This is a genomic window from Betaproteobacteria bacterium (genome assembly GCA_009693245.1).
Lineage (GTDB): Bacteria > Pseudomonadota > Gammaproteobacteria > Burkholderiales > SHXO01 > SHXO01.
On record SHXO01000008.1, the window covers coordinates 35432 to 54451 of the forward strand.

22 protein-coding genes and 1 pseudogene are annotated in these 19020 nt (G+C 60.5%); 19 read left to right on the forward strand and 4 right to left on the reverse strand.

The annotated features are described in order from the left end of the window. Nucleotides 1-7: 7 nt before the first annotated feature. Nucleotides 8-493 (reverse strand): META domain-containing protein, encoded by a 486-nt coding sequence (locus EXR36_02410; protein MSQ58514.1) that lies wholly within the window; start codon nt 491-493, stop codon nt 8-10. A gap of 71 nt (nt 494-564) precedes the next feature. Here EXR36_02410 and EXR36_02415 point away from each other — a divergent pair, with 71 nt between their 5' ends. After that, nucleotides 565-1311, forward strand: coding sequence for an SDR family NAD(P)-dependent oxidoreductase (locus EXR36_02415; protein ID MSQ58515.1), 747 nt, complete (start codon nt 565-567; stop codon nt 1309-1311). Here the strand turns inward: EXR36_02415 and EXR36_02420 are convergent. Continuing rightward, nucleotides 1308-1814, reverse strand: coding sequence for a hypothetical protein (locus tag EXR36_02420; GenBank protein MSQ58516.1), 507 nt, complete (start codon nt 1812-1814; stop codon nt 1308-1310). The two genes, EXR36_02415 and EXR36_02420, sit on opposite strands and share 4 nt — an antisense overlap. Nucleotides 1815-2245: 431 nt before the next feature. On the opposite strand from EXR36_02420, the gene EXR36_02425 reads away from it, so the two are divergent. The 6 genes from EXR36_02425 to EXR36_02450 all read left to right on the forward strand — a co-directional run bounded on the left by EXR36_02425 (nt 2246) and on the right by EXR36_02450 (nt 5657). After that, nucleotides 2246-2395 carry a DUF2934 domain-containing protein gene (locus tag EXR36_02425; protein MSQ58517.1) on the forward strand — a complete coding sequence of 50 codons (150 nt, stop codon included), beginning with the start codon at nt 2246-2248 and terminating at the stop codon, nt 2393-2395. A gap of 33 nt (nt 2396-2428) precedes the next feature. Beyond that, nucleotides 2429-3064 carry a class I SAM-dependent methyltransferase gene (locus EXR36_02430; GenBank protein ID MSQ58518.1) on the forward strand — a complete coding sequence of 212 codons (636 nt, stop codon included), beginning with the start codon at nt 2429-2431 and terminating at the stop codon, nt 3062-3064. Next, nucleotides 3033-3425 carry a hypothetical protein gene (locus EXR36_02435; GenBank protein ID MSQ58519.1) on the forward strand — a complete coding sequence of 131 codons (393 nt, stop codon included), beginning with the start codon at nt 3033-3035 and terminating at the stop codon, nt 3423-3425. The genes EXR36_02430 and EXR36_02435 overlap by 32 nt, the downstream gene beginning before the upstream one ends. 112 nt (nt 3426-3537) lie before the next feature. Then, nucleotides 3538-4044: a DUF1993 family protein gene (locus EXR36_02440; protein ID MSQ58520.1), complete on the forward strand. Its 507-nt coding sequence runs from the start codon at nt 3538-3540 to the stop codon at nt 4042-4044. 39 nt (nt 4045-4083) lie between these two features. Then, complete coding sequence (locus EXR36_02445; GenBank protein MSQ58521.1) at nt 4084-4815, forward strand: 16S rRNA pseudouridine(516) synthase; 732 nt, start codon at nt 4084-4086, stop codon at nt 4813-4815. Beyond that, a complete protein-coding gene (locus tag EXR36_02450) occupies nt 4812-5657 on the forward strand; it encodes an SAM-dependent methyltransferase (GenBank protein ID MSQ58522.1) in 846 nt (281 codons plus the stop codon). The genes EXR36_02445 and EXR36_02450 overlap by 4 nt, the downstream gene beginning before the upstream one ends. Here EXR36_02450 and egtB read toward each other — a convergent pair. Continuing rightward, nucleotides 5654-6964, reverse strand: coding sequence for an ergothioneine biosynthesis protein EgtB (egtB, locus tag EXR36_02455; protein MSQ58523.1), 1311 nt, complete (start codon nt 6962-6964; stop codon nt 5654-5656). The genes EXR36_02450 and egtB overlap by 4 nt on opposite strands. Between egtB and EXR36_02460 the strand changes: the two genes are divergently transcribed. The 6 genes and pseudogenes from EXR36_02460 (at nt 6963) to EXR36_02485 (ending at nt 12200) form a co-directional block, all read left to right on the forward strand. Beyond that, nucleotides 6963-7964, forward strand: coding sequence for a TIGR04348 family glycosyltransferase (locus tag EXR36_02460; protein ID MSQ58524.1), 1002 nt, complete (start codon nt 6963-6965; stop codon nt 7962-7964). The two genes, egtB and EXR36_02460, sit on opposite strands and share 2 nt — an antisense overlap. After that, nucleotides 7961-9013: a selenide, water dikinase SelD gene (gene selD / locus EXR36_02465; protein ID MSQ58525.1), complete on the forward strand. Its 1053-nt coding sequence runs from the start codon at nt 7961-7963 to the stop codon at nt 9011-9013. Before EXR36_02460 ends, selD begins: the two co-directional genes overlap by 4 nt. Before the next feature lie 14 nt (nt 9014-9027). Next, a complete protein-coding gene (cysE, locus tag EXR36_02470) occupies nt 9028-9810 on the forward strand; it encodes a serine O-acetyltransferase (GenBank protein ID MSQ58526.1) in 783 nt (260 codons plus the stop codon). Between the two features lie 36 nt (nt 9811-9846). Further along, nucleotides 9847-10503, forward strand: a complete 657-nt coding sequence (locus EXR36_02475; protein MSQ58527.1) for a hypothetical protein — start codon at nt 9847-9849, stop codon at nt 10501-10503. Then, nucleotides 10503-11024 (forward strand): GNAT family N-acetyltransferase, encoded by a 522-nt coding sequence (locus EXR36_02480; GenBank protein MSQ58528.1) that lies wholly within the window; start codon nt 10503-10505, stop codon nt 11022-11024. Before EXR36_02475 ends, EXR36_02480 begins: the two co-directional genes overlap by 1 nt. Further along, nucleotides 11021-12200 (forward strand): annotated as a pseudogene (locus EXR36_02485) (Glu/Leu/Phe/Val dehydrogenase). The gene EXR36_02480 and the pseudogene EXR36_02485 overlap by 4 nt, the downstream one beginning before the upstream one ends. Nucleotides 12201-13032: 832 nt before the next feature. Here the strand turns inward: EXR36_02485 and EXR36_02490 are convergent. Continuing rightward, nucleotides 13033-13866, reverse strand: a complete 834-nt coding sequence (locus EXR36_02490; GenBank protein MSQ58529.1) for a shikimate dehydrogenase — start codon at nt 13864-13866, stop codon at nt 13033-13035. 117 nt (nt 13867-13983) lie between these two features. Between EXR36_02490 and EXR36_02495 the strand changes: the two genes are divergently transcribed. The 6 genes from EXR36_02495 (at nt 13984) to EXR36_02520 (ending at nt 18805) form a co-directional block, all read left to right on the forward strand. Further along, nucleotides 13984-14865, forward strand: coding sequence for a methyltransferase (locus EXR36_02495; GenBank protein ID MSQ58530.1), 882 nt, complete (start codon nt 13984-13986; stop codon nt 14863-14865). 95 nt (nt 14866-14960) lie between these two features. Beyond that, the gene (locus EXR36_02500) at nt 14961-15389 is read left to right on the forward strand and encodes a CBS domain-containing protein (protein ID MSQ58531.1); all 429 of its coding nucleotides are present in this window, start codon (nt 14961-14963) and stop codon (nt 15387-15389) included. 269 nt (nt 15390-15658) lie between these two features. Next, complete coding sequence (locus EXR36_02505) at nt 15659-16408, forward strand: hypothetical protein (GenBank protein MSQ58532.1); 750 nt, start codon at nt 15659-15661, stop codon at nt 16406-16408. Between the two features lie 104 nt (nt 16409-16512). Continuing rightward, entirely contained in the window at nt 16513-17235 is a 723-nt protein-coding gene (locus tag EXR36_02510; protein MSQ58533.1) for a hypothetical protein, read from the forward strand. Nucleotides 17236-17249: 14 nt separating this feature from the next. After that, nucleotides 17250-17858, forward strand: coding sequence for an RNA polymerase sigma factor (locus EXR36_02515; protein MSQ58534.1), 609 nt, complete (start codon nt 17250-17252; stop codon nt 17856-17858). Beyond that, nucleotides 17855-18805, forward strand: a complete 951-nt coding sequence (locus EXR36_02520; GenBank protein ID MSQ58535.1) for a hypothetical protein — start codon at nt 17855-17857, stop codon at nt 18803-18805. The genes EXR36_02515 and EXR36_02520 overlap by 4 nt, the downstream gene beginning before the upstream one ends. Nucleotides 18806-19020 lie beyond the last annotated feature (215 nt).

Consider the following 19020-nt stretch of genomic DNA (forward strand, 5'->3'; position numbering starts at 1 on the left):
CGGTCTCCTACAAAGTCCCCGGTTTGAGGAAGGTGAGCACGACCTCGCCGCCGTCGGACTGAAGCGTGAGAATCACTTTTCCGGCGATGGCCCGGCTCGTTCTACGTAGGGCCTCCAGATAAATCCTTTCCTTCTCTTGAAACTCCGATGGCCCGGCTTTCTTTTTCAACGTGAACCCCTCCCAAGCGAGCACTCCGTCGTCGCCGAAGTGATAGCCAGCGGAGAAGTCGTTGACGCCACCATTGCCGCCCGCTTGGCCGTCCGCGTCGAAGCGAGGGCTCATCTTGGAATCCACGTGCATCACCATGTCGTTGCCATCGATGGTGATGGCGCGTAATTCCCACGGCCTGCCGTGCAAGGTTTGAGCGGTCTTATCCACGACCAGTTGCGGGCCGGGGTCTCGCGTGAACCAGCCGCCGCACCCGCTATGTAGCAGGATGACCGCTGCCAGGCAGCACAACAAATAGAGCCGGTGGCGCATCGCTAATTCCATGGTTGTTGGTCAAGAGGTCCTAGAATAAACTGATTCGGCCAATAAATTCACATCACGACAAGGAGACTCCAATGATCGCATTCGTCACCGGTGCCACCGCCGGATTCGGCTACGCCATCGCGCGCCATTTCGCAAGCAATGGGTGGATGGTCGCCGCCGCGGGACGCCGGGTGGAGAGACTGGAACCCTTGATGAAGGAGTTTGGCGGCAAGATTTTCCCCGTAAAGTTGGACGTCACCGACCGCGATGCCGTGTCCAGGGTAGTGGAAGGTTTGCCTGCCGAGTTTGCCCAAGCCGACGTGCTGGTCAACAACGCCGGCGGTGCGCTCGGCTTGGAGCCCGCTCAGAGGGCGAATCTGGATGACTGGGACCGCATGGTGGACACCAACATCAAGGGCGTGATGTACTGCACGCGGGCCTTCCTTCCCGGTATGGTTGAGCGTAAGCGAGGGCACGTGATCAACATCGGCTCCATCGCCGGCGAATTTCCTTATCCTGGTGGTAACGTTTACGGGGGAGTGAAGGCCTTCGTGCGCCAGTTCAGTTTGAATTTGCGCGCCGATTTGCTAGGCACCGGGGTACGCGTGACGGACGTGGAGCCCGGCCTGACCGGCGGCACCGAATTTTCGGAGGTGCGCTTCAAGGGCGACAAAACCAAGGCCGCCGCGGTCTATGCCGGTACCGATGCCATGACGCCCGAAGACATCGCGGAGATGGTCTACTGGGTGGCCACCCGCCCGGCGAGAGTCAATATCAACACCATGTCCGTCATGGCGACTTGCCAGGCATTCAGTCCCTTCGCGATCCACAGGAACTAAACCGATTCCGATATCGGCGTCTCGGGAGGCGCACCGGTGTCCGCCTGCACATCATAGAGTGCCTGCAAGCGTTGTTCGATGCGCGCGGTCATCTCTCCGAGGTGATCGAGAACGTCCTGCTTGACTCCCGAGAAGCGTTCAAGCATACGGTCCGCATTCGCGTCCAAGCGGGCACCAACGTCCGCTTGGGCGTGATCCGGTAACTCTTGGGCGCGGGCGTCAAAGCGGGCCTCGATGTTCGACTGCACGGCGCTAAACTTCTCCGCCAGGCGCTCGCTCAGCGCGGTAACCCGCTCTTGGGTATTTTGCAGGCGTTCGATGGCGGCGTCGGTCCCCTTGGCGGGTACCGCACGGACTCCCTCCCCCGCGGTCGCGGGTTCGTCTGCCGCGCCTGTCTCGGGTTTTCCCCTGGATGTGGGTCCGTGGCTCGGCCGGGCCTGTGCGTCCGCGCGAGCGAGTGCGTGTCCCATGTTGCGTGAGATCGTGTTTCCAGAATCGTCCATGGCAGCTTCCTTTCGTGTGAGTTCAGGGTGCTTCGCTTAGCGCAATTCGCGCCAGCCTCAGTTATGGGCTGGTGGGGCGGCGATTGCGGACTTATCTCCGGAAAATATTGCCGCCCATTGAATGCCACCGGCATGGACTTGCCGCGCGTTTGCCAAAATCGTGAGAAGATATGCGTGCGGGGAGGAGAACCCGCTCACCCAATAGCAATGAAATCATGTGAGCAACATTCCTGGTCCACTATTGGGAGATCCAAATGAAAGCAGATCCATCCGAAACAAGGAAAGTCGCGAATTCCCGCCCAGCAAATGGTGCGAAGCCTGAGAGCCCAGCGCCCAAGAAGCAGGGCGTCCGAAAAAATGCCGCCAAGCAACCCGGCGGGCGAGGGTCACAGGCGTCCCAGGTGTCGCTATCGCCCTAAGAGCGCCGCAAGATGATCGAAGTGTGCGCCTATTTCATGGCGCAGCAACGCGGATTTGCTCCGGGTCACCAGGAGCAAGACTGGCTTGCCGCCGAAGCGCGCGTCGATGCCACGTTGATTCGGAACATGGCCATGCCCGCCGCGCTGGCAAAACACTCGTAGCCCGGTGCTAGTGCCAGCGTGACATCCGCGGATATCGCCCGGATCGCCAAGGCAACGCTGGAGAGTTACGCGGTGCGTGCCGGTGAATTTTGGGAAGGCACGAAAGACCACGACGTGAGCCAGAATGTCTGCGCGTTTCTGGCTCATGTCGTTGCGCCGCCGCCCTTCGTCATCCTCGATTTCGGTTGCGGGCCCGGGCGCGATCTAAAAACCTTCACCGAGCTTGGCCACGTGGCTACCGGCCTGGAAGGGGCGGCGCCCTTCGCGGAGCAGGCCCGCGCTTACAGCGGGTGCGAAGTGTGGCTACAGGATTTTCTGAAGCTTGATCTGCCCGAGGGCTGCTTCGATGGAATATTCGCCAATGCCTCGCTCTTTCACGTGCCATCCGGCGAATTGCCAAGGGTGTTGCGGGAGTTGCACGGCACGTTGAAACCCGGTGGCGTGCTGTTCTCATCCAACCCGCGCGGCAACAACGAGGAGGGATGGAACCGGGGGCGCTACGGCGTCTACCACGACCTGGAGAACTGGCGGCGATACATGACCAGTGCCGGGTTCACCGAGTTAGATCACTACTACCGGCCGCCCGGCCTGCCTCGCGAACAACAACCTTGGCTCGCCAGCGTGTGGCGAAAGCCTGATGCGCGAACCTCCGCCGGTGGGCAGCAGTAAGCAGCGGGCCAACGAAATCAAGGCGAAGCAAGCCGCCAGTGCGGCGGAGCGGGCACGCAAGCCCCAGCCAAAAGTCTCCGCGCGCATGGTGCCCGTCAACGAGGCGTCGCTCGCGCCCTATAACAGCTACGGTGCGCCGGACTACGCAATTCGCGGCTACTACCTGGACATGCCTTTTCGCTGCGCTGGCTGCGGCAAAGACGAGGTGTGGACGGGCACGCAGCAGAAGTGGTGGTATGAAGTGGCTAAAGGCTACGCGTACTCTGGCCCAAAACTGTGCCGTATGTGCCGCCGCAAGGAACGCGAGCGCCGGGATGAGGCGCGGCGCGTTCATCTGGAGGGCGTTGCAAGAAAGAAGTAAGCACGCGATATTCACTATACTGCGTGCCTTTCCGTGATTCGGCGGCGAGCCGTTCACGGCCATCTCTCGCGGAGTTATCCGTCCGCTCCCTCAATTTTCCAGGAACATTCCCATGGCACTATCGATGTATCAAGCATCCGTCCCCGTTTTCGTAAAGACCCTCGGCAATCTCACCAGCATCCTCGGCAAGGGCGCGGCTTTCGCGGCCGCGAAGAAAGTAGATCACGCCGTGCTCCTCGGTTACCGCATAGCACCCGACATGTTGCCCATGAACCGCCAGGTCCAGATCGCATGTGATTTCGCCAAGGGTGCGTGCGCACGCCTCGCCGGGCTGGACGTGCCGGCCTGGGAAGATAACGAGAAGACCTTCGAGGATCTCATCTCTCGCGCCGAGCGTACCATCGCTTACTGCAAGGAATTCAAGGCCGCGCAAATCGACGGCTCGGAGGATCGCGACATCAACGTCAAGGTGGCCGGTAACCCGGTGACCTACAAGGGGCAGCCCTACTTGCTACACAGCGTGATGCCGAATTTTTTCTTTCATACCACCACGGCCTACGACATCCTGCGCCATTGCGGCGTGGAAATCGGCAAGCGGGATTTCATCGGGCAGGTCTAAGCCTTCCCCTACCGGTAAATGCCCGGTAGGGGCACGCGCATGGAGCTGGAGCAGATTTTATTCAGCCAGGGCTTCGGCACGCGCCGGCAGTGCCGGATGCTGATCGCGCAAGGCGCGGTCGGCATTGGCGGCACGGTGCGCGAGGATCCAGCCGCCGCCTTCGATGTGGACGCGGCGCCGTTCGAATTCGAGGTCAACGGTGAGCGCTGGGTATTTCACACCCGCGCCTATGTCATGTTGCACAAGCCGGCCGGTTACGAATGCTCGCAAAAACCGAAATCCCATCCCAGCGTCTACCGCTTGCTGCCAGCACCGCTGCGCGAGCGCGGTAAGGGTGGCGTGCAGGCCGTGGGACGCCTCGACCAGGACGCGACCGGATTGCTGTTGTTCTCCGATAACGGCCAGTTCATTCACCGCATGGCATCGCTTAAACATCATGTGCCGAAGGTCTACGAAGTAACGGCTTCTGAATCGGTATCACCGTTGCAAATGGAACGGTTGCTGGCCGGTGTCGTGTTGGAGGACGATCCCGAGCCCGTGAAGGCCTTGGCCTGCGCTGCCACGGGGCCGTGCCAGATCAGCCTTACGCTGGCTTCCGGCAAGTACCACCAAGTGAAGCGCATGCTGGCGGCGGTGGGCAATCACGTGGAGCAACTGCATCGCAGCCGAATCGGCGGTCTGGCGCTTCCGCCGGATCTCAAGGCGGGCGAGTGGCGCTGGCTAAGCGGTGAGCAATTGGCTGCCGTGGCGGGGAGCGCTTCCAGGCGATGACGCCTAAAGCCCGGCACGACGTTGTGGAAGCGCTTGATCTGCGCCCAGGACAATCCCTGGAGTTGCTCAAAGAGTTGCACATCCTCACGCGCGAGGGCCGCATCAACCAGGACAGCCGCCGCAAGTTGAAGCAGGTGAATCATCTGGTTCAGTTCATCGAGCCACTGCTGCGCGAACTCATGATGCAGCCACGGGACATTCGCCTGGCCGATCACGGCGCGGGCAAGTCCTATCTCGGTTTCATCCTCCACGATCTCATCTTCAGGGAGGCGCCGGGTAAGCACCGCATTTTCGGCATCGAGACGCGCGAGGACCTGGTGGAGAAATCGCGCGCCTTGGCCAACAGGCTGGGTTTCTCTGGTATGTCTTTCCTCAAACTATCGGTCGCGGAGTCGGTTGCCTCGGAGCAATTGCCCGGGGAGGTGGATGTGGTCACCGCGCTGCACGCCTGCGATACCGCCACTGACGATGCCATCGCCTTCGCGCTTTCGAAACAGGCGAAACACATCGTGCTAGTGCCTTGCTGCCAGGCCGAGGTGGCCAGCGTATTGCGCCGTAACAAGGCCGGGCAACTGGCGAGAAGCGCGCTGGGTGAAATCTGGCGCCATCCGCTACACACGCGCGAGTTCGGCAGCCAGGTCACCAACGTGTTGCGCTGCCTGCAATTGGAAGCTCATGGTTACAGCGTGACCGTCACCGAACTGGTCGGCTGGGAGCACTCCATGAAAAACGAACTCATCATCGCAAGCCGAAAAAATGAAACAGACGCGCGTGCCGCCCAGCGCTTGCAGGAGATACTGCAAACGCTGGGACTCGAGAAATTGCGCCCGCGGTTTTGCTAGGCCTCTATTGGCAAGGGCTCCAACGTGCGCGCCGTTCTAAACCCCGCGAAGACGTCACCGCGATCCGGCGTGTAGAAATTGCGAAACCGGTTATGCACCAGGCGCGACTTGGTGGCGAAGCAACCGCCCCTGAGCACGCGATGGTTGTGGAACCAGGGTTCGGAATATTCCTTGTAGGGGTCCGTTGCGAAATCAGGGTAGGGCGTGAAAGCGCTCGACGTCCACTCCCACACGTTACCGATCAATTGCCGAACATTGGCGGGCGTGTCCGAGCCGATCAGGGCGGACACCGGGGTGAGGCCCGCGAACATCCCGTTCACGTTGACCATGCCCGCCGCAGGCTGCGCATAACCCCAGGGATAGCGATATTCGGACAAGGCCTCGGCGCGTGCCGCGTATTCCCATTCCGCTTCCGATGGCAGACGCTGGCCAACGAAGTTGCAATAGGCTTCCGCCTCGTACGCGTTGACATGGATCACCGGGTTGTCCATGAGCAAGGCTTCCCATCGATCGAAGCGGCGCGTGTGCCATTTGTCATTGATCTTCTTCCAATAACGCGGTACGCTCGATTTTTCTTTTTGCAGCCATTGCCAACCTTCCGGTGTCCAGAATTCCTGGCAGCGGTACCCACCTGCTTCCACGAAGGCGATGTATTGCTCGTTGCTCACGGCCGCGCAAGAGATGGCGAAGGGCGGTAGCTCCACCTCGTGCGCCCACTTTTCGTTGTCGAACACGAAGTCCTCGCTTGCCCGTCCGGCGCCCATCATGAACTTGCCCCCGGCGTACTCCACCTCCTGTTTGATGGGTTGGGTCTTTGGGCGTGGCAAATGGAAGGGGCGAAACTTCGGCCCAGGGAGGCCCAGCGTCTGCAAGGTCATGAGCAAGGCTTCGCCGTGCATGTCCTCGTGAAACAGTGCTAGTTGAAAGAAGTAACGCTCCTCGGGGGCGGATTTCTCCGATGCCGCCAGGGTATCGTTCAGCACCGAGTCGAGGTAGGCCAAGATGCTGTCCCACTGCCACGTATTGAGCTTCCAGCGCTCCTCATGGGGAACCATTGCGGAGTCGAGCATCGCATCGGCGTTGGGCAACCGGGGCGGGAGGGCGTCTTTGCCGGGCCGGTGGCGCAGGCACCAATACTCCTGAAACCATCCGATATGCCCCAACTCCCATTGGGGCGGATTGACGATGGGCAACCGCGGAAAATTGCGCTGGTCCTCGGTCACGTGCTTGTAAAGTGTCAGCGTATATTCCCGCGCATCTTGCAGGGCTACCTGCAGCGCGGGAAGTGAAGTCATTAGCGATCGCATGAATTCCCCCGTTGTTCGAATAGTCACGCCTGCCCGCTCCGATGCCAACAACGGCAATTGGAGAACCGCTCAGCGGTGGGCCGGTTTCCTCCGTGACGAATGCGAGGTGATTCTACAAGGGGCCGGTGCTCACGATGGGAGGCGGGATGGCGGGGCCGATGTCCTCATCGCGCTTCACGCCACCCGTAGCCATGCCACGATACGGCGCTGGCGTGAAAGTAAAACCCGCGCGCCCCTTATCCTGATTCTGACGGGCACGGATCTCTACCGAGATTTGCCGAAGAACGCGCAGACCCGAGAATCCCTGCACATGGCTGATTGCCTGGTAGTGCTTCAACGGCAAGCCCCGGATGCAATTTCGCCAGAGTTGCGTCCCAAGGTGCGAGTCGTCTACCAATCGGCCAAACTTCTCCCCCATGTCCAATCGCGCGCAAGGGGCCTAAATTGCGTCTTCGTGGGGCATCTGCGTGAAGAGAAAGACCCTCTCACGGCAGTTCGAGCATGGCAGTATCTGCCGTCGCATCTTCCCATTGCGCTCACCATCGTGGGTGGCGAATTGGATGAAGGTCTTGCGCGCGCCGTGCGAGCGGCGGCGAGAAAGGATTCCCGCATTCGTTGGTTGGGCGCCAAACCGCACGAGTGGACCTTGCGCGCGATTCAGCGCGGGGATTTGCTCATCAACGCTTCGCGCATGGAAGGCGGTGCCCACGTCATTGCGGAAGCCGTGCGCGCCGCTACCCCCGTGCTTGCCAGTCATATGCCGGGCAACGTGGGCATGCTAGGGCGCTCATACTCAGGCTATTTCGAGGTGGGGGATGCGCGCGGATTAGCCGCGCTATTGACGGGTCGCTTGCGACACCGAATGGCCTACGACACTTTGCTTGGGCAAACCCTACGCATGCAAGGGCTATTTGCCCCCGCGCGCGAAGCGGCCAGCGTAAGGCAGCTCGTTGCGGATATGCTGGGATGGCATAAAATGCCCGCCAAGGAGGATTTATGAACGCACCTGACTTCAAACCTGTCCGCCTGACCAGCCTCTCCCACGGCGGGGGTTGCGGCTGCAAGATCGCGCCCGAGTTGTTGGAGCAAATCATCGCGAAAACGGCGGCGAGTTTCGTTCCGAAGGAATTGCTGGTGGGCATCGAAACCAGCGACGATGCCGCCGTGTACCAGATCAACGAAACCCAAGCCATCGTGGCGACGACGGATTTCTTCATGCCCATCGTGGATGACCCCTACGATTTCGGCGCCATCGCGGCCACCAATGCCATCTCCGATGTGTACGCCATGGGCGGCACGCCGCTGTTCGCGCTGGCCTTGGTGGGCATGCCCATCAACGTGCTGCCCATGGAAACCATACGCCGCATATTGGAGGGAGGCGAATCCGTGTGCAAGCGCGCGGGCATTCCCATCGCGGGCGGGCATAGCATCGATTCCGTCGAGCCCATTTACGGATTGGTCGCCATCGGCTTGGTCGATCCCAAGAATCTCAAGCGCAACTCGGCCGCTATTCCGGGCGACAAAATCATCCTCGGCAAGCCGCTCGGCGTCGGCATATACAGCGCGGCGCTGAAGAAAGACGCACTCTCCGCGGAGGGCTACCGGGCCATGCTGGCCACCACCACCCAACTCAACACGCCCGGTTCTTCCCTCGGCGGCGTGCCAGGCGTGCATGCGTTGACCGACGTCACGGGGTTTGGATTGCTGGGTCATCTGCTGGAGGTGTGCAAGGGATCGAAACTCGGCGCGCGCTTGGAATGGGACAAGGTGCCTTTGCTGCCTGGCGTTCTGGATCTAGTGAAGGAGGGCTACAGAACCGGCGCCTCGGGGCGCAACTGGGCCGGCTACGGCAGCCGTGTCGAGCTAGGGGCATACGGTGATGTGCAACGCGACCTGCTCACGGATCCGCAGACGAGCGGAGGCCTATTGGTGACATGCCGGCCTAGCGCGGCGGCGGCCGTGATCGCGGAATTCCAACGGGCGGGATTCGGCCAAGCGGCGGTGATCGGCGATATGACGCCGGGAGATCCTTGTGTCGAATTGCGGTGAGTGAGGGCGCGCGGATGAACATCATCGAGAACGAAATTTGGGCTGAATTGAAACGCCTCGCCATCGCGGAGGCGGAAAAAGAGCCGCTGCTGGCCGATCACCTCTACGATCTGGTCACCCGCCACGAGGGTTACCCAGAAGCGCTGGCCCATCTGCTGGCGGTCAATCTGCGGGATAGCACTCTGGACAGCGACGCCTTGGACGATTTTTTTTCCGAGACCATCACGCGAAACGCTAACATCGCCACGGCGAGCCTCTACGATCTGCAAGCCATTCGGGAGCGCGATCCCGCCTGCGAGAACGTGCTGGTTCCATTCCTCTACTACAAAGGCTTCAAGGCCTTGCAGACCCACCGCGTTGCCCACGAGTTGTGGAAGGAAGGCCGCCGGCAAGTCGCGCGCTTTCTGCAATCGCGCGTGTCCGATGCCTATGGTGTGGATATCAACCCCGGCGCGCAGATTGGCAAGGGCGTGTTCATAGACCACGCCACCAGCATCGTCATAGGCGAGACCGCCGTGGTGGAAGACGATGTGTCCATGCTGCACGAAGTCAATCTCGGTGGCACTGGCAAGGTGAGTGGCGACCGGCATCCCAAGATTCGGCGCGGCGTGATGATCGGCGCCGGCGCGAAGATCCTGGGCAACATCGAAGTGGGAGAAGGTTCGAAGATCGCCGCCGGCAGCGTGGTGCTGAAGCCCGTGCCGCCGCACACCACCGTTGCCGGTGTGCCAGCCAAACCCGTGGGCACGCCAAGCTCCGCAGTGCCGGCCTTCGACATGCGGCAAGACTTGGAGTGAGGGGGACTCTCGCGGCGTAGACCCGCGATCCAATCCATGAGCCGCGCATCTCTGGACAAGAAGCTTGAGGCCTTATCCGCGTTGCGCGCCTTGCCGGTCACCGAAGCGGCTCACGCGCAGGTGCGTAAAGCGCTGCGTGACCCGAGCAATTACGTGTGCGCCAAGGCCGCTACCCTGGCGGGCGAGTTGGAATTGCGCGCGCTGATACCGGATCTCCTCGAAGTCCTAGATCATCATCTCGCCGGGGGAAGCGGCACCGACACTCAATGCTGGGCAAAGAACGCCATCATTGAAACGCTTTCCCGCCTTGGGCACAACGACGCCACAGTGTTCTTGCCAGGCATGGCGCACTTTCAGCCCGAACCGGTATGGGGCGGCAGCGAGGATACGGCAGCCGCCTTGCGGGGGAGTTGTGCGCTGGCTCTGGCGCAGACTTCGATCGATGATCAACACGCGCTCACCAGGTTGGTCGATTTTCTGGGCGATCCGGAGAAGCCAGTGCGCACCGAAGCGGTCCGGGCAATTGCTCTTTTCACCAGTGAGCCGGTGCCCTTACTGCTGCGATTGAAGGCCATACGCGCATTGGCCAACAGCAGGTATCGCGAAACGGTGGAGGAACTGGTGCGAGAAATCGTGACCAAGCGCGGGGAGTGTGCGCTCGCCAATGCATTCGCAAAGGAGTTTGCAAGTTGATGACCCAAGATAACCTTACGATTCGTAGTGCGGGCGAAAGCGATGTGCCCATCCTCCTTGAATTCATCAGAGCACTCGCTGAATACGAACGTTTGTCGCATCTGGTTACCGCCACTGAGGTGAGTTTGCGCGAGTCCCTTTTCGGCGCACAGCCTGGCGCCCAGTCGCTGCTTGCGTTCGAGGACGATACGCCAGTGGGCTTCGCCGTGTACTTCCACAACTTTTCCACCTTCCTCGGCCGCAAAGGCATGTGGTTAGAGGATCTCTTCGTCAAGCCCGCCTATCGCGGCCGTGGGTACGGCAAGGCTTTGCTGCACCGCGTTGGCCAGATCGCGCATGAACGCGGCTGCGGGCGTTTCGAGTGGTCCGTGCTGGATTGGAATACGCCCTCCATCGAGTTCTACCGGTCCTTGGGCGCGGAGCCCTTGAACGATTGGACCATTTTTCGCATGACGGGAAAGAGCTTGGAGCAGTTCGCCCAGAGCAGTTCTGTTTCCACTATACAAGCGGGGACTCCATGAGCATTCACGCGGAACTCGGCGAGTTACGCCAAGCCTTCGACGCCATGCAACCCGAACTGGAACTCACGGCGCGCGATCCCGCCATGGGCGTGGAGGGCTACGTGGTGGTATGGAACACCGGCATCAGTACCGGCGGACCGCTGGAACGTTGCGGCAAGGGCGGTACGCGAATCACTCCGACACTGACTTTAGATGAAGTGAAGATGCTGGCGCGCACCATGGCGCTCAAGAATGCCGCCGCCGGATGGTGCCAAGTCCGGCCTCAAGCTGGATCCCCTGGCGCCCGGATTCGAAAAACAGTACCGCCGCTTCGTGCGCCTATGCGCTCCGGTCTTGCATGAAAACGGTGGCCCGTTCGGCGAATTAGGCTTCGATATCGGTGGCCGTCCGGAGCATGCGCTATGGGCCTGCGATGAACTCGAGTCCACCCGTTGTTTCACTGGAAAGCCCCTGCACATGGGCGGCACCGACTACGACCGTGAAGGCATCGCCGGGTTGGGCGTGGCGGTTGCGGGTGCGACCATGATGCAGGAGCGCGGAGAGAGCCCGGCCCAAGCCACCTTCGCCATCCAAGGCATGGGTGCTATGGGCGCGGCGGTCTTGCGCTACTTCAGCGAATACGGTGCGCAATTGACCGCATTGGGCGATCCGAAGTACGGCGGTACCTGGACTTTTTCGAAGCCGCTTTCCGATGCGTTGCATCGCGCGCTGGTCAACCAGGACAGCGATGACGCCGTGAAGTTGCTGGCGAAAGAAGCTTTGAAGATCTCGGAAAATTCTCAGGATGTTCTCTATCAAAAAGCCAGCATTCTTTTCCCCTGCGCGATTCAGAACGTCGTCCGCGAAGACAACGTTCATCGCGTTCAAGCACGCTACGTGTGCGAAGGCGCCAACAGCCCGGTAACCCCGGGCGCTCGCACGGCGTTACACCAACGCGGAGTCTCCCTCATGCCGGATTTCATTGCGAACTCTGGGGGCATCTTCGCGGCCTTCGTGGAACTGACTTCAAGTACACCGAACAAGGCCGGGGAAGCGAAGACGCTCGCGCGAGAGAAGATCGGCGCCAATGTTCGGCAGTTGTTCGAGATCTGCGGCCGCCAAGGTTGCGAGCCTCAGGACGCGGCGATGTATATGGCGCTATCGAGAATTCAGCGGACTACTTATGCCGGTGGTTGAAACTATCGATCCCATGAATAGAGACTGCCTCTGCCGGGCGGCCGCCGCGCAAATACCGTATCCCCCCGCGCAGCCTATCCCGGAGCGGGAAATTAAGTCTGGATTGACGAATTCCTCGATTCGTTTAGCATTCTCAGATACCCCTGCAGCCTATTTCGTGGTACCTCGGCAAATAACCCGGTTTGGTTGAAACTGTGCCTAAAAACAGTAATGGTGACGCTCTGGAAAATCAAGGACCATGCTACTATTTCAAGAAAGAACGGCGAGGACATTTGAGTGGACCGGGTTCAAGTTGGGATGTTTTTAGGGTGGCTCGTTTTGTTACCATTGCGGCGCCGTACATAGCTATTGTTAGGCTCATTGACCGTTCGACTTGAGGTTTCATGGTGAGTGCAGTCGTCCGGGCAACGGTGATGCTGACTTTGGTTCTCGCTCATTCAGTTCTCGCAGCAGTTCTTTTCGGCTATGGGTTCGTTGTGGTAGCGGCGAGGTGCGGAGGGTCCACTGGGGCTGGTGGCGGTTTGGCATTCGCGGGGACATATGTGGCCCTTGTGGCGCTTGCCTGCGTGATCGTCATTTGGGCCGTGTTCATGGCCATAGTGTGGAAAAAGCATCGTGCATGGGCGTCCACGAAACAAACGCTGCTGGCGGGCGCAGGTATCCTTTTGTTCGTGTCAGTTGTTGGGTCCGCCTGCGGGTTCCTCGTGGATCCGAACTGCCCAGCAGTTTCTGTCGCGCCTTATGGCTGAGGTGGCCTCTTAGAATAATTATTTCCAACGCGGCCTCGAACTGAGTCCTCTATTCATAGCCACTACGTCGCATTCCCCAATGCTTAAAATTTCTCCCGCATGCGCTTTGCGTCCGGCGTAATGCCCGTGAACAGCCGGAAAGCTTCCGCCGCTTGATATACCGCCATCCCGCCGCCATCCAGCGTCCTGCAGCCCATTGCGCGTGCAACGCGCAGTAATTCGGTCTCCATGGGGAAGTAGATGATTTCGGCTACCCACAACGCGGGACGCAACAGCGATTCTGGTAGCGGCATGCCGGGATAGGCGGCCATTCCTACCGGGGTGGCGTTTACCAAACCATCCGCCTGCTGCACGAGACTAAGGTCCGCGCCATGCTGGACGCGGCCTTCGCCAAAGTGCGCGCGGAGCGTGGCGGCCAGCCGGTCTGCACGATGAACGTCCGTGTCGAAAAGCGCCAACCGCTTTACGCCAAGAGTAAGGAGTGCGTAGGCGACGGCTGCCCCGGCGCCTCCCGCGCCTAGTTGCACTACTTGGTTCAAACTTGTGCCGGATAACCCTTCCTTGAACGCTTCGGAGAATCCCAGCCAATCCGTGTTGTGGCCTATGCGGCGGCCCGCGCGCAACACGACTGTATTCACGGCGCCAATGGCGCGAGCGTCATCCGACAGTTCGTGCAGTAATGGCAAGACGGCTTGCTTGCATGGATGGGTAATGTTAAGCCCGTCGAATCCGAATTGCTCGGCGGCGCCGAGGAGTTCGGGTAAGGCTTCGGCGCCCCGCCCAAGGACGTCCAGATCGATCAACCGGTACACGTAGGGCAAGCCGTGATGCCGTGCCTCCTGTTCATGCATGCTTGGGGTACGTGACGACTGGATGCCGGATCCGATGAGCCCTACAAGGCGGGAGCGTGGTGGCATGGGGGCTGGGTGCTAAAGGGCACAGGTGAGTTAGGAGCTATGCTACCGTTCGTGCGGCTGCAAGCGAGCCCGCGCTTTTGATGTAAAAAGGGCGTTCTTGGCGTTTAAGGAGTACCCATGCCTTTCCAATCTGGCGCTTCGTTGCGCACCAGTGCATTGCCTTCGGTGCGTGCGCCGGTATCGTACTTGGTCGCGCAGGAGCGCCCGGTGCAGGTGCGCGTTTATCCGCCTGGGAGCGGGATCGCCACGGTGCGCCCGGCGTCTGGCCGTTACCCGGTGCAGGTGCACGATGCGCGCTCCGTTGCCAGCGAGCTACGGCTAGACGATCAAGGATTCGAGCTGGGTGCCAAACCTACGCGTTTCTCGGAGTTCTATGACGAAGCGGCTGTGCGCGCTAAATATTATCCGGAGGTGAGCGCCGTGGTGCGTGAAACGACCGAAGCGCTCGCGGTCATCGTGTTCGATCACAACGTACGAAGTGCTGCACGGGCTGCGCGTGGCGAGGTGGGGGTGAGGGTTCCGGTGGATCAAGCGCATAACGATTACACGGAGCGCTCGGGCCCAAAACGCAAGCAGGAAATTCTGGAGGCCGCGGGCCGGGCAGATCTCTCGGCGCGGCGAGTGGCCTTCGTGAATCTATGGCGCCCCATCACGGGTCCGGTACAAGACAACCCTTTGGCTGTGTGCGATGCGCGCAGCGTGGCGCTCGAAGATCTGGTCGATACGGACATTTATCATTTTGGAGAAGATAACCTTGACATTCCGCGCCACCGGGGCCAGATCTACTCCGTGCGGCATAACCCCGCGCACCGGTGGTTCTACATCTCGGATATGCGGCCAGAAGAATTTCTGTTACTCAAAGGCTACGATTCCTTGAATGATGGCCGGGCTCGCTTCATGCCTCACACGGGGTTCAACAATCCCGCGTGTCCGAGTATCTTCGTGCCGCGGGAGAGCATCGAGGCCCGAACATTGGTGGTGTACGACGAAGCGGCATAGCGGTGCCCGCCACCAGTAAACGCCTCCACGGCTGAAATGCGCGTACAGCAACCGATGCTACACTTCCGCACAGTGGCGAACCAAAGGAGCGGGGCATGAAAACGGTGCAACAGATTCTGGAAGGTAAGACCCACAAGATATTGTCGGTGAGCCCGGATGCATCGGTCTACGACGCTCTGCAACTCATGGCGGACAAGGACGTGGGAGCCTTGGTGGTGCAGAACAATGACCAGCTCGCGGGCATTTTTTCCGAGCGCGATTACGCGCGCAAAGTTGTCCTGCAAGGCAAGGCATCCAAGGACACCTTGGTGAAGGAGGTCATGACCAGCAAAGTGCTGTGCGTGAATCCCTTGCAAACCATGGATGAATGCATGGCGCTCATGACCGACAAACGCGTGCGCCATCTCCCCGTGATCGAGCAAAACAAAGTCGTGGGTGTTATTTCCATAGGCGACGTGGTCAAGGAAGTCATAGCCGACCAGCAGTTCCAGATCCATCAACTGGAACAATACATCCACATGTAAGGACTCCCCGTGCACGCCTCGCGCAGCATCGTAATAACCATCTGCCTGGCCATCCTTCACGGGTGCGCGACTCAGAGCCAGCGCACCGCCAAGGCCGTGGGTTGCAATGTCGTGAGCGCGCACATCATCTCCAGCGAAGCTTCCCGGCGCGGTTCGACGACGGATTGGTGTGCCAAGTGCAAGGGAATTTTGTACCGGTGTGTCGGTAACGCCGCGAAAGATAAAGTAGAGTGTAGGCCAGCAAGGACGGAAGACAGGTGCGGCTAAAATTGATTGTTACCGTCTTGGCGGGACTCTGGGGCGGGCTCAGCGTTCACGCTGAAAACCAAGAAAACGTGGACGCGAGCATTCAAAATAAATTGGATCCAACGGATTTTCGCTCGCGGCTGGAGTTTCGCACGGAGCACCAGCGCCTGCGCGACGACGGAAGCCGTAATCTGGTGCTTCCCCGCCTGGACTACGCCGCCAGCAAGCAACTGGCGTTTCGCGTGGAGTTGCCCTTCGTCGCGGACACGCCTAAGAACCAGCCGAGCGACTCGGGCCTCGGTGATTTGCTCGGGCGCATGGTCTATCGCATGCACCGCGGGGACGGTTACGCCTGGGTGGTGGGAGGCGAGGTGGTGTTCGATACCGCCAGCGAAGGGCTTGGAGCAGGAACCAATATCGTCACGGCCCTAACATTCATGTCCATCGATGTGCCGAAGTACAAGTCCGTACTGTTTCCGCTCTACCAATATTCCTTCAATGCGGGCGGTGGCCCCGCTATCGGGTTTTCCACGATTCGGGCGAGCGTCATGACCAAATGGCCAGAGCGCTACTACACTTTTGTCGAGCCCACGCTCTATGCCGACCACGAACACGGTTCGCGCGTGGCAGGCACGTTCGAGGTGGAGGTGGGCAGGTTCGTCTCATCCGACGCAGCCATCTGGGCCCGGCCGGGCGTTGGCATCCGCAAGCATGTGATGCCGCGAGTCTACGATTGGAATTTCGAGGTTGGCGTCCGTTTTTTTCTGAACTGACTTAACCCCGCCTTAGGCGCTGCCGCGTTCATAGGAGCGTTCCTTCATTCTTGGAGCGCTTTATGTTCGCAAAGACAATTCTTGTCCTTGTGCTGTTAGTTCCCATGCGGGCGGCGTTCCCGCTGGGAGGGTTGTCGGATGTAACGGTATTCGATCGTAGCCAAGGTGTTGAACTGCCCGTGTACCACCAGGGCGGGCGCTACTATGTGGAGGGCCAGCCAGGGAATGAGTACGAAATCCGGTTGCGCAATCAAGGCGAGGGCGATTTGCTTGCCGTGGTGTCGGTCGATGGCGTCAATGTCATCACGGGCCAAACGGCCTCGCATGCGCAACCGGGCTATGTGTTGGAGGATTACCAACCCGTGCATGTCGCGGGCTGGCGCAAGAGACTGAGCAAGATTGCGCGTTTTTTCTTCACGCGCTTGCAAGACTCTTACGCCGCGCGTACCGGCCGGCCGGATCATGTTGGGGTGATCGGAGTTGCTTTATTTCAACGCCGGGTTCCAGTGCAAGTGGAACCCCCTCTCTCGCGCATGCCCATGGAGTCTTCCTCGGGCGCGGCCGCCGTGCCGGAGCGGCGTGCCGAGGAAAAAGCGGACGATCGCTTGGGCACGGGTCATGGAAGAATTGAAGGATCTCACGCGCGCTATACAAGCTTCGAGCGGGCGAGCGATCGTCCCGCGGAGGTGATTGCCATTTATTACGACAGCCGCGCCAATCTGATTGCACGCGGCATCTTGCCAGAGGAACGCCATGGGGCTCATTCCAGGGATCCCGACCCTTTTCCGAATACTTTCGTACCGGATCCGCCAGCACATGTTAGGTAAAGCCGCGCTCTGACATGCCTGCACTGTCCGTGGTGCTTCCCTCCGGGGAGGCGGTTCCCGCTGATCGCGTTGAACCAAGCGATGAGGATCTCATGCAGCGCTTCGGCGCGGGGGATGCGGGCGCCTTCGATGCGTTGTACGCGCGGCACCGCGGTCCCATGTTTCGCTTCATGCAGCGCCAATGCGCGAATCGCGCGTTGGCCGAGGAGTTGTTCCAGGATGTGTGGATGTCGCTCATAGCTGCCCGCGAACGCTACCGCCAAGAGGCGAAGTTCACGACCTATCTTTACACGCTGGCGCGCCACCGGGTCATCGACCATTTTCGCCGCCAAGGCGTGCGCTCGCAGGTGCACGCCGAGGGTGATGAGGACAGTATCGAGCTGGCACCTTCCGCGGCGCCCACGCCGGAGGCGCAACTCGAGTCGCGCCGCGCCGTGAGCAGGGTATTGGATTTGGTGGAGGCGCTACCAAGCGCGCAACGGGAGGTGATGCTGTTGCGCGCGGAAGCGGGCCTGAGCATTGAAGAGATCGCCGCCGTTACATTGTCCGAACGCGAAACGGTGAAGAGCCGCTTGCGATATGCCATGGATAAACTCAAACGCGGAATGGAGGGATGGTTATGAGTCCGCGCCCCATTGGTGACCATCCGCCGGAAGAAGATCCGCGCGTGATCGCGGCCTACCAGGATGCATCCACGGATGAACCCAGCGCAAGCATCGATGCAACCCTGCGCGCCGCGGCCAGACGCGCGGCGGGCTCGCGGCCGCATGCGCCCGGCAACTTTCGTTTGGGGATTTGGCAGGCGCCATTAGCGGCGGCGGCCATCGTTGTGTTGAGCACCACCGTGGTGTTTTGGACGGTGCGCGAAGAAGGCTTGGGCAAGCTTTCCCAGCCGCCTTCCGCTGAAGAGGCCGGCGCGTCGCGGGATTCATCGCCGCCGAAAATCGAACGGCAAGAAAAGCTCGCGCAGATGAAAGTGCCAAGTCCGCCGCCTTCCGCGCCTGCCCCCGTGCGCAACCGCGCAGCCACGTCCGAGAGAGGCTACGCATTCGAGGCAGATCCGGCGCTAGCCAAGAAGCTAGAGTCTAGCCCCGCAAAGGTGCAGCCAGCACCGGCGCTCCGCGATCAGTTTGCCAAGGAGGCGGGCTCCCCCGCCACATCCGTTAGCGCCGCCGAGGCGGACCAATCCTTGACGGTGCGGCGCGGGAGCATGGCACCGGAGAAACGCAAAATGGATCAAGCGCAATCTGAACGGGCGGACTCGGAGGACAAAGCGTTGCAGCGTGAGGAGCCGCCTACCACCGCGCAGGCGCAACCGGCGTCCGCGACCCCGCCCGTGGAATCGAAGGATTCCAGCGTGCCGCCCGAGAACGCCGGCGCGGCTTCGTCCATGCGCGAGGAAAGAGTGGAGCCACCCGCGCAATGTATCGAGCGCGTCGAACACTTGTTGCGGGAGGGGAAAAGGACGCAAGCCATGGAGGCTTTGGCGGCCTTCCGTAAAACCTATCCGGCTTACACATTGCCTGACGCCCTGGCGCAACTAGAGCGCGAAATGGACCAGCCTCGCTGATTCGCGGGGAATGAGCGGGCGCTCCCAGTGAGTGAATGCCCAATCCCAGATTTCTGTTACGCCCGCGTGCACCAGTTCGGCGGGCACGGCCTGGCCTAGAAAATTCAGGGCGCTGGCCAATATAGGGCCAGGCTTATCGAGCGGCAGTGAGGGCGCATGAGTCTGCTTGCTGAGTTTCTCTCGGCCAGGATTCAGGGCGACTGGGAGATGCAGAT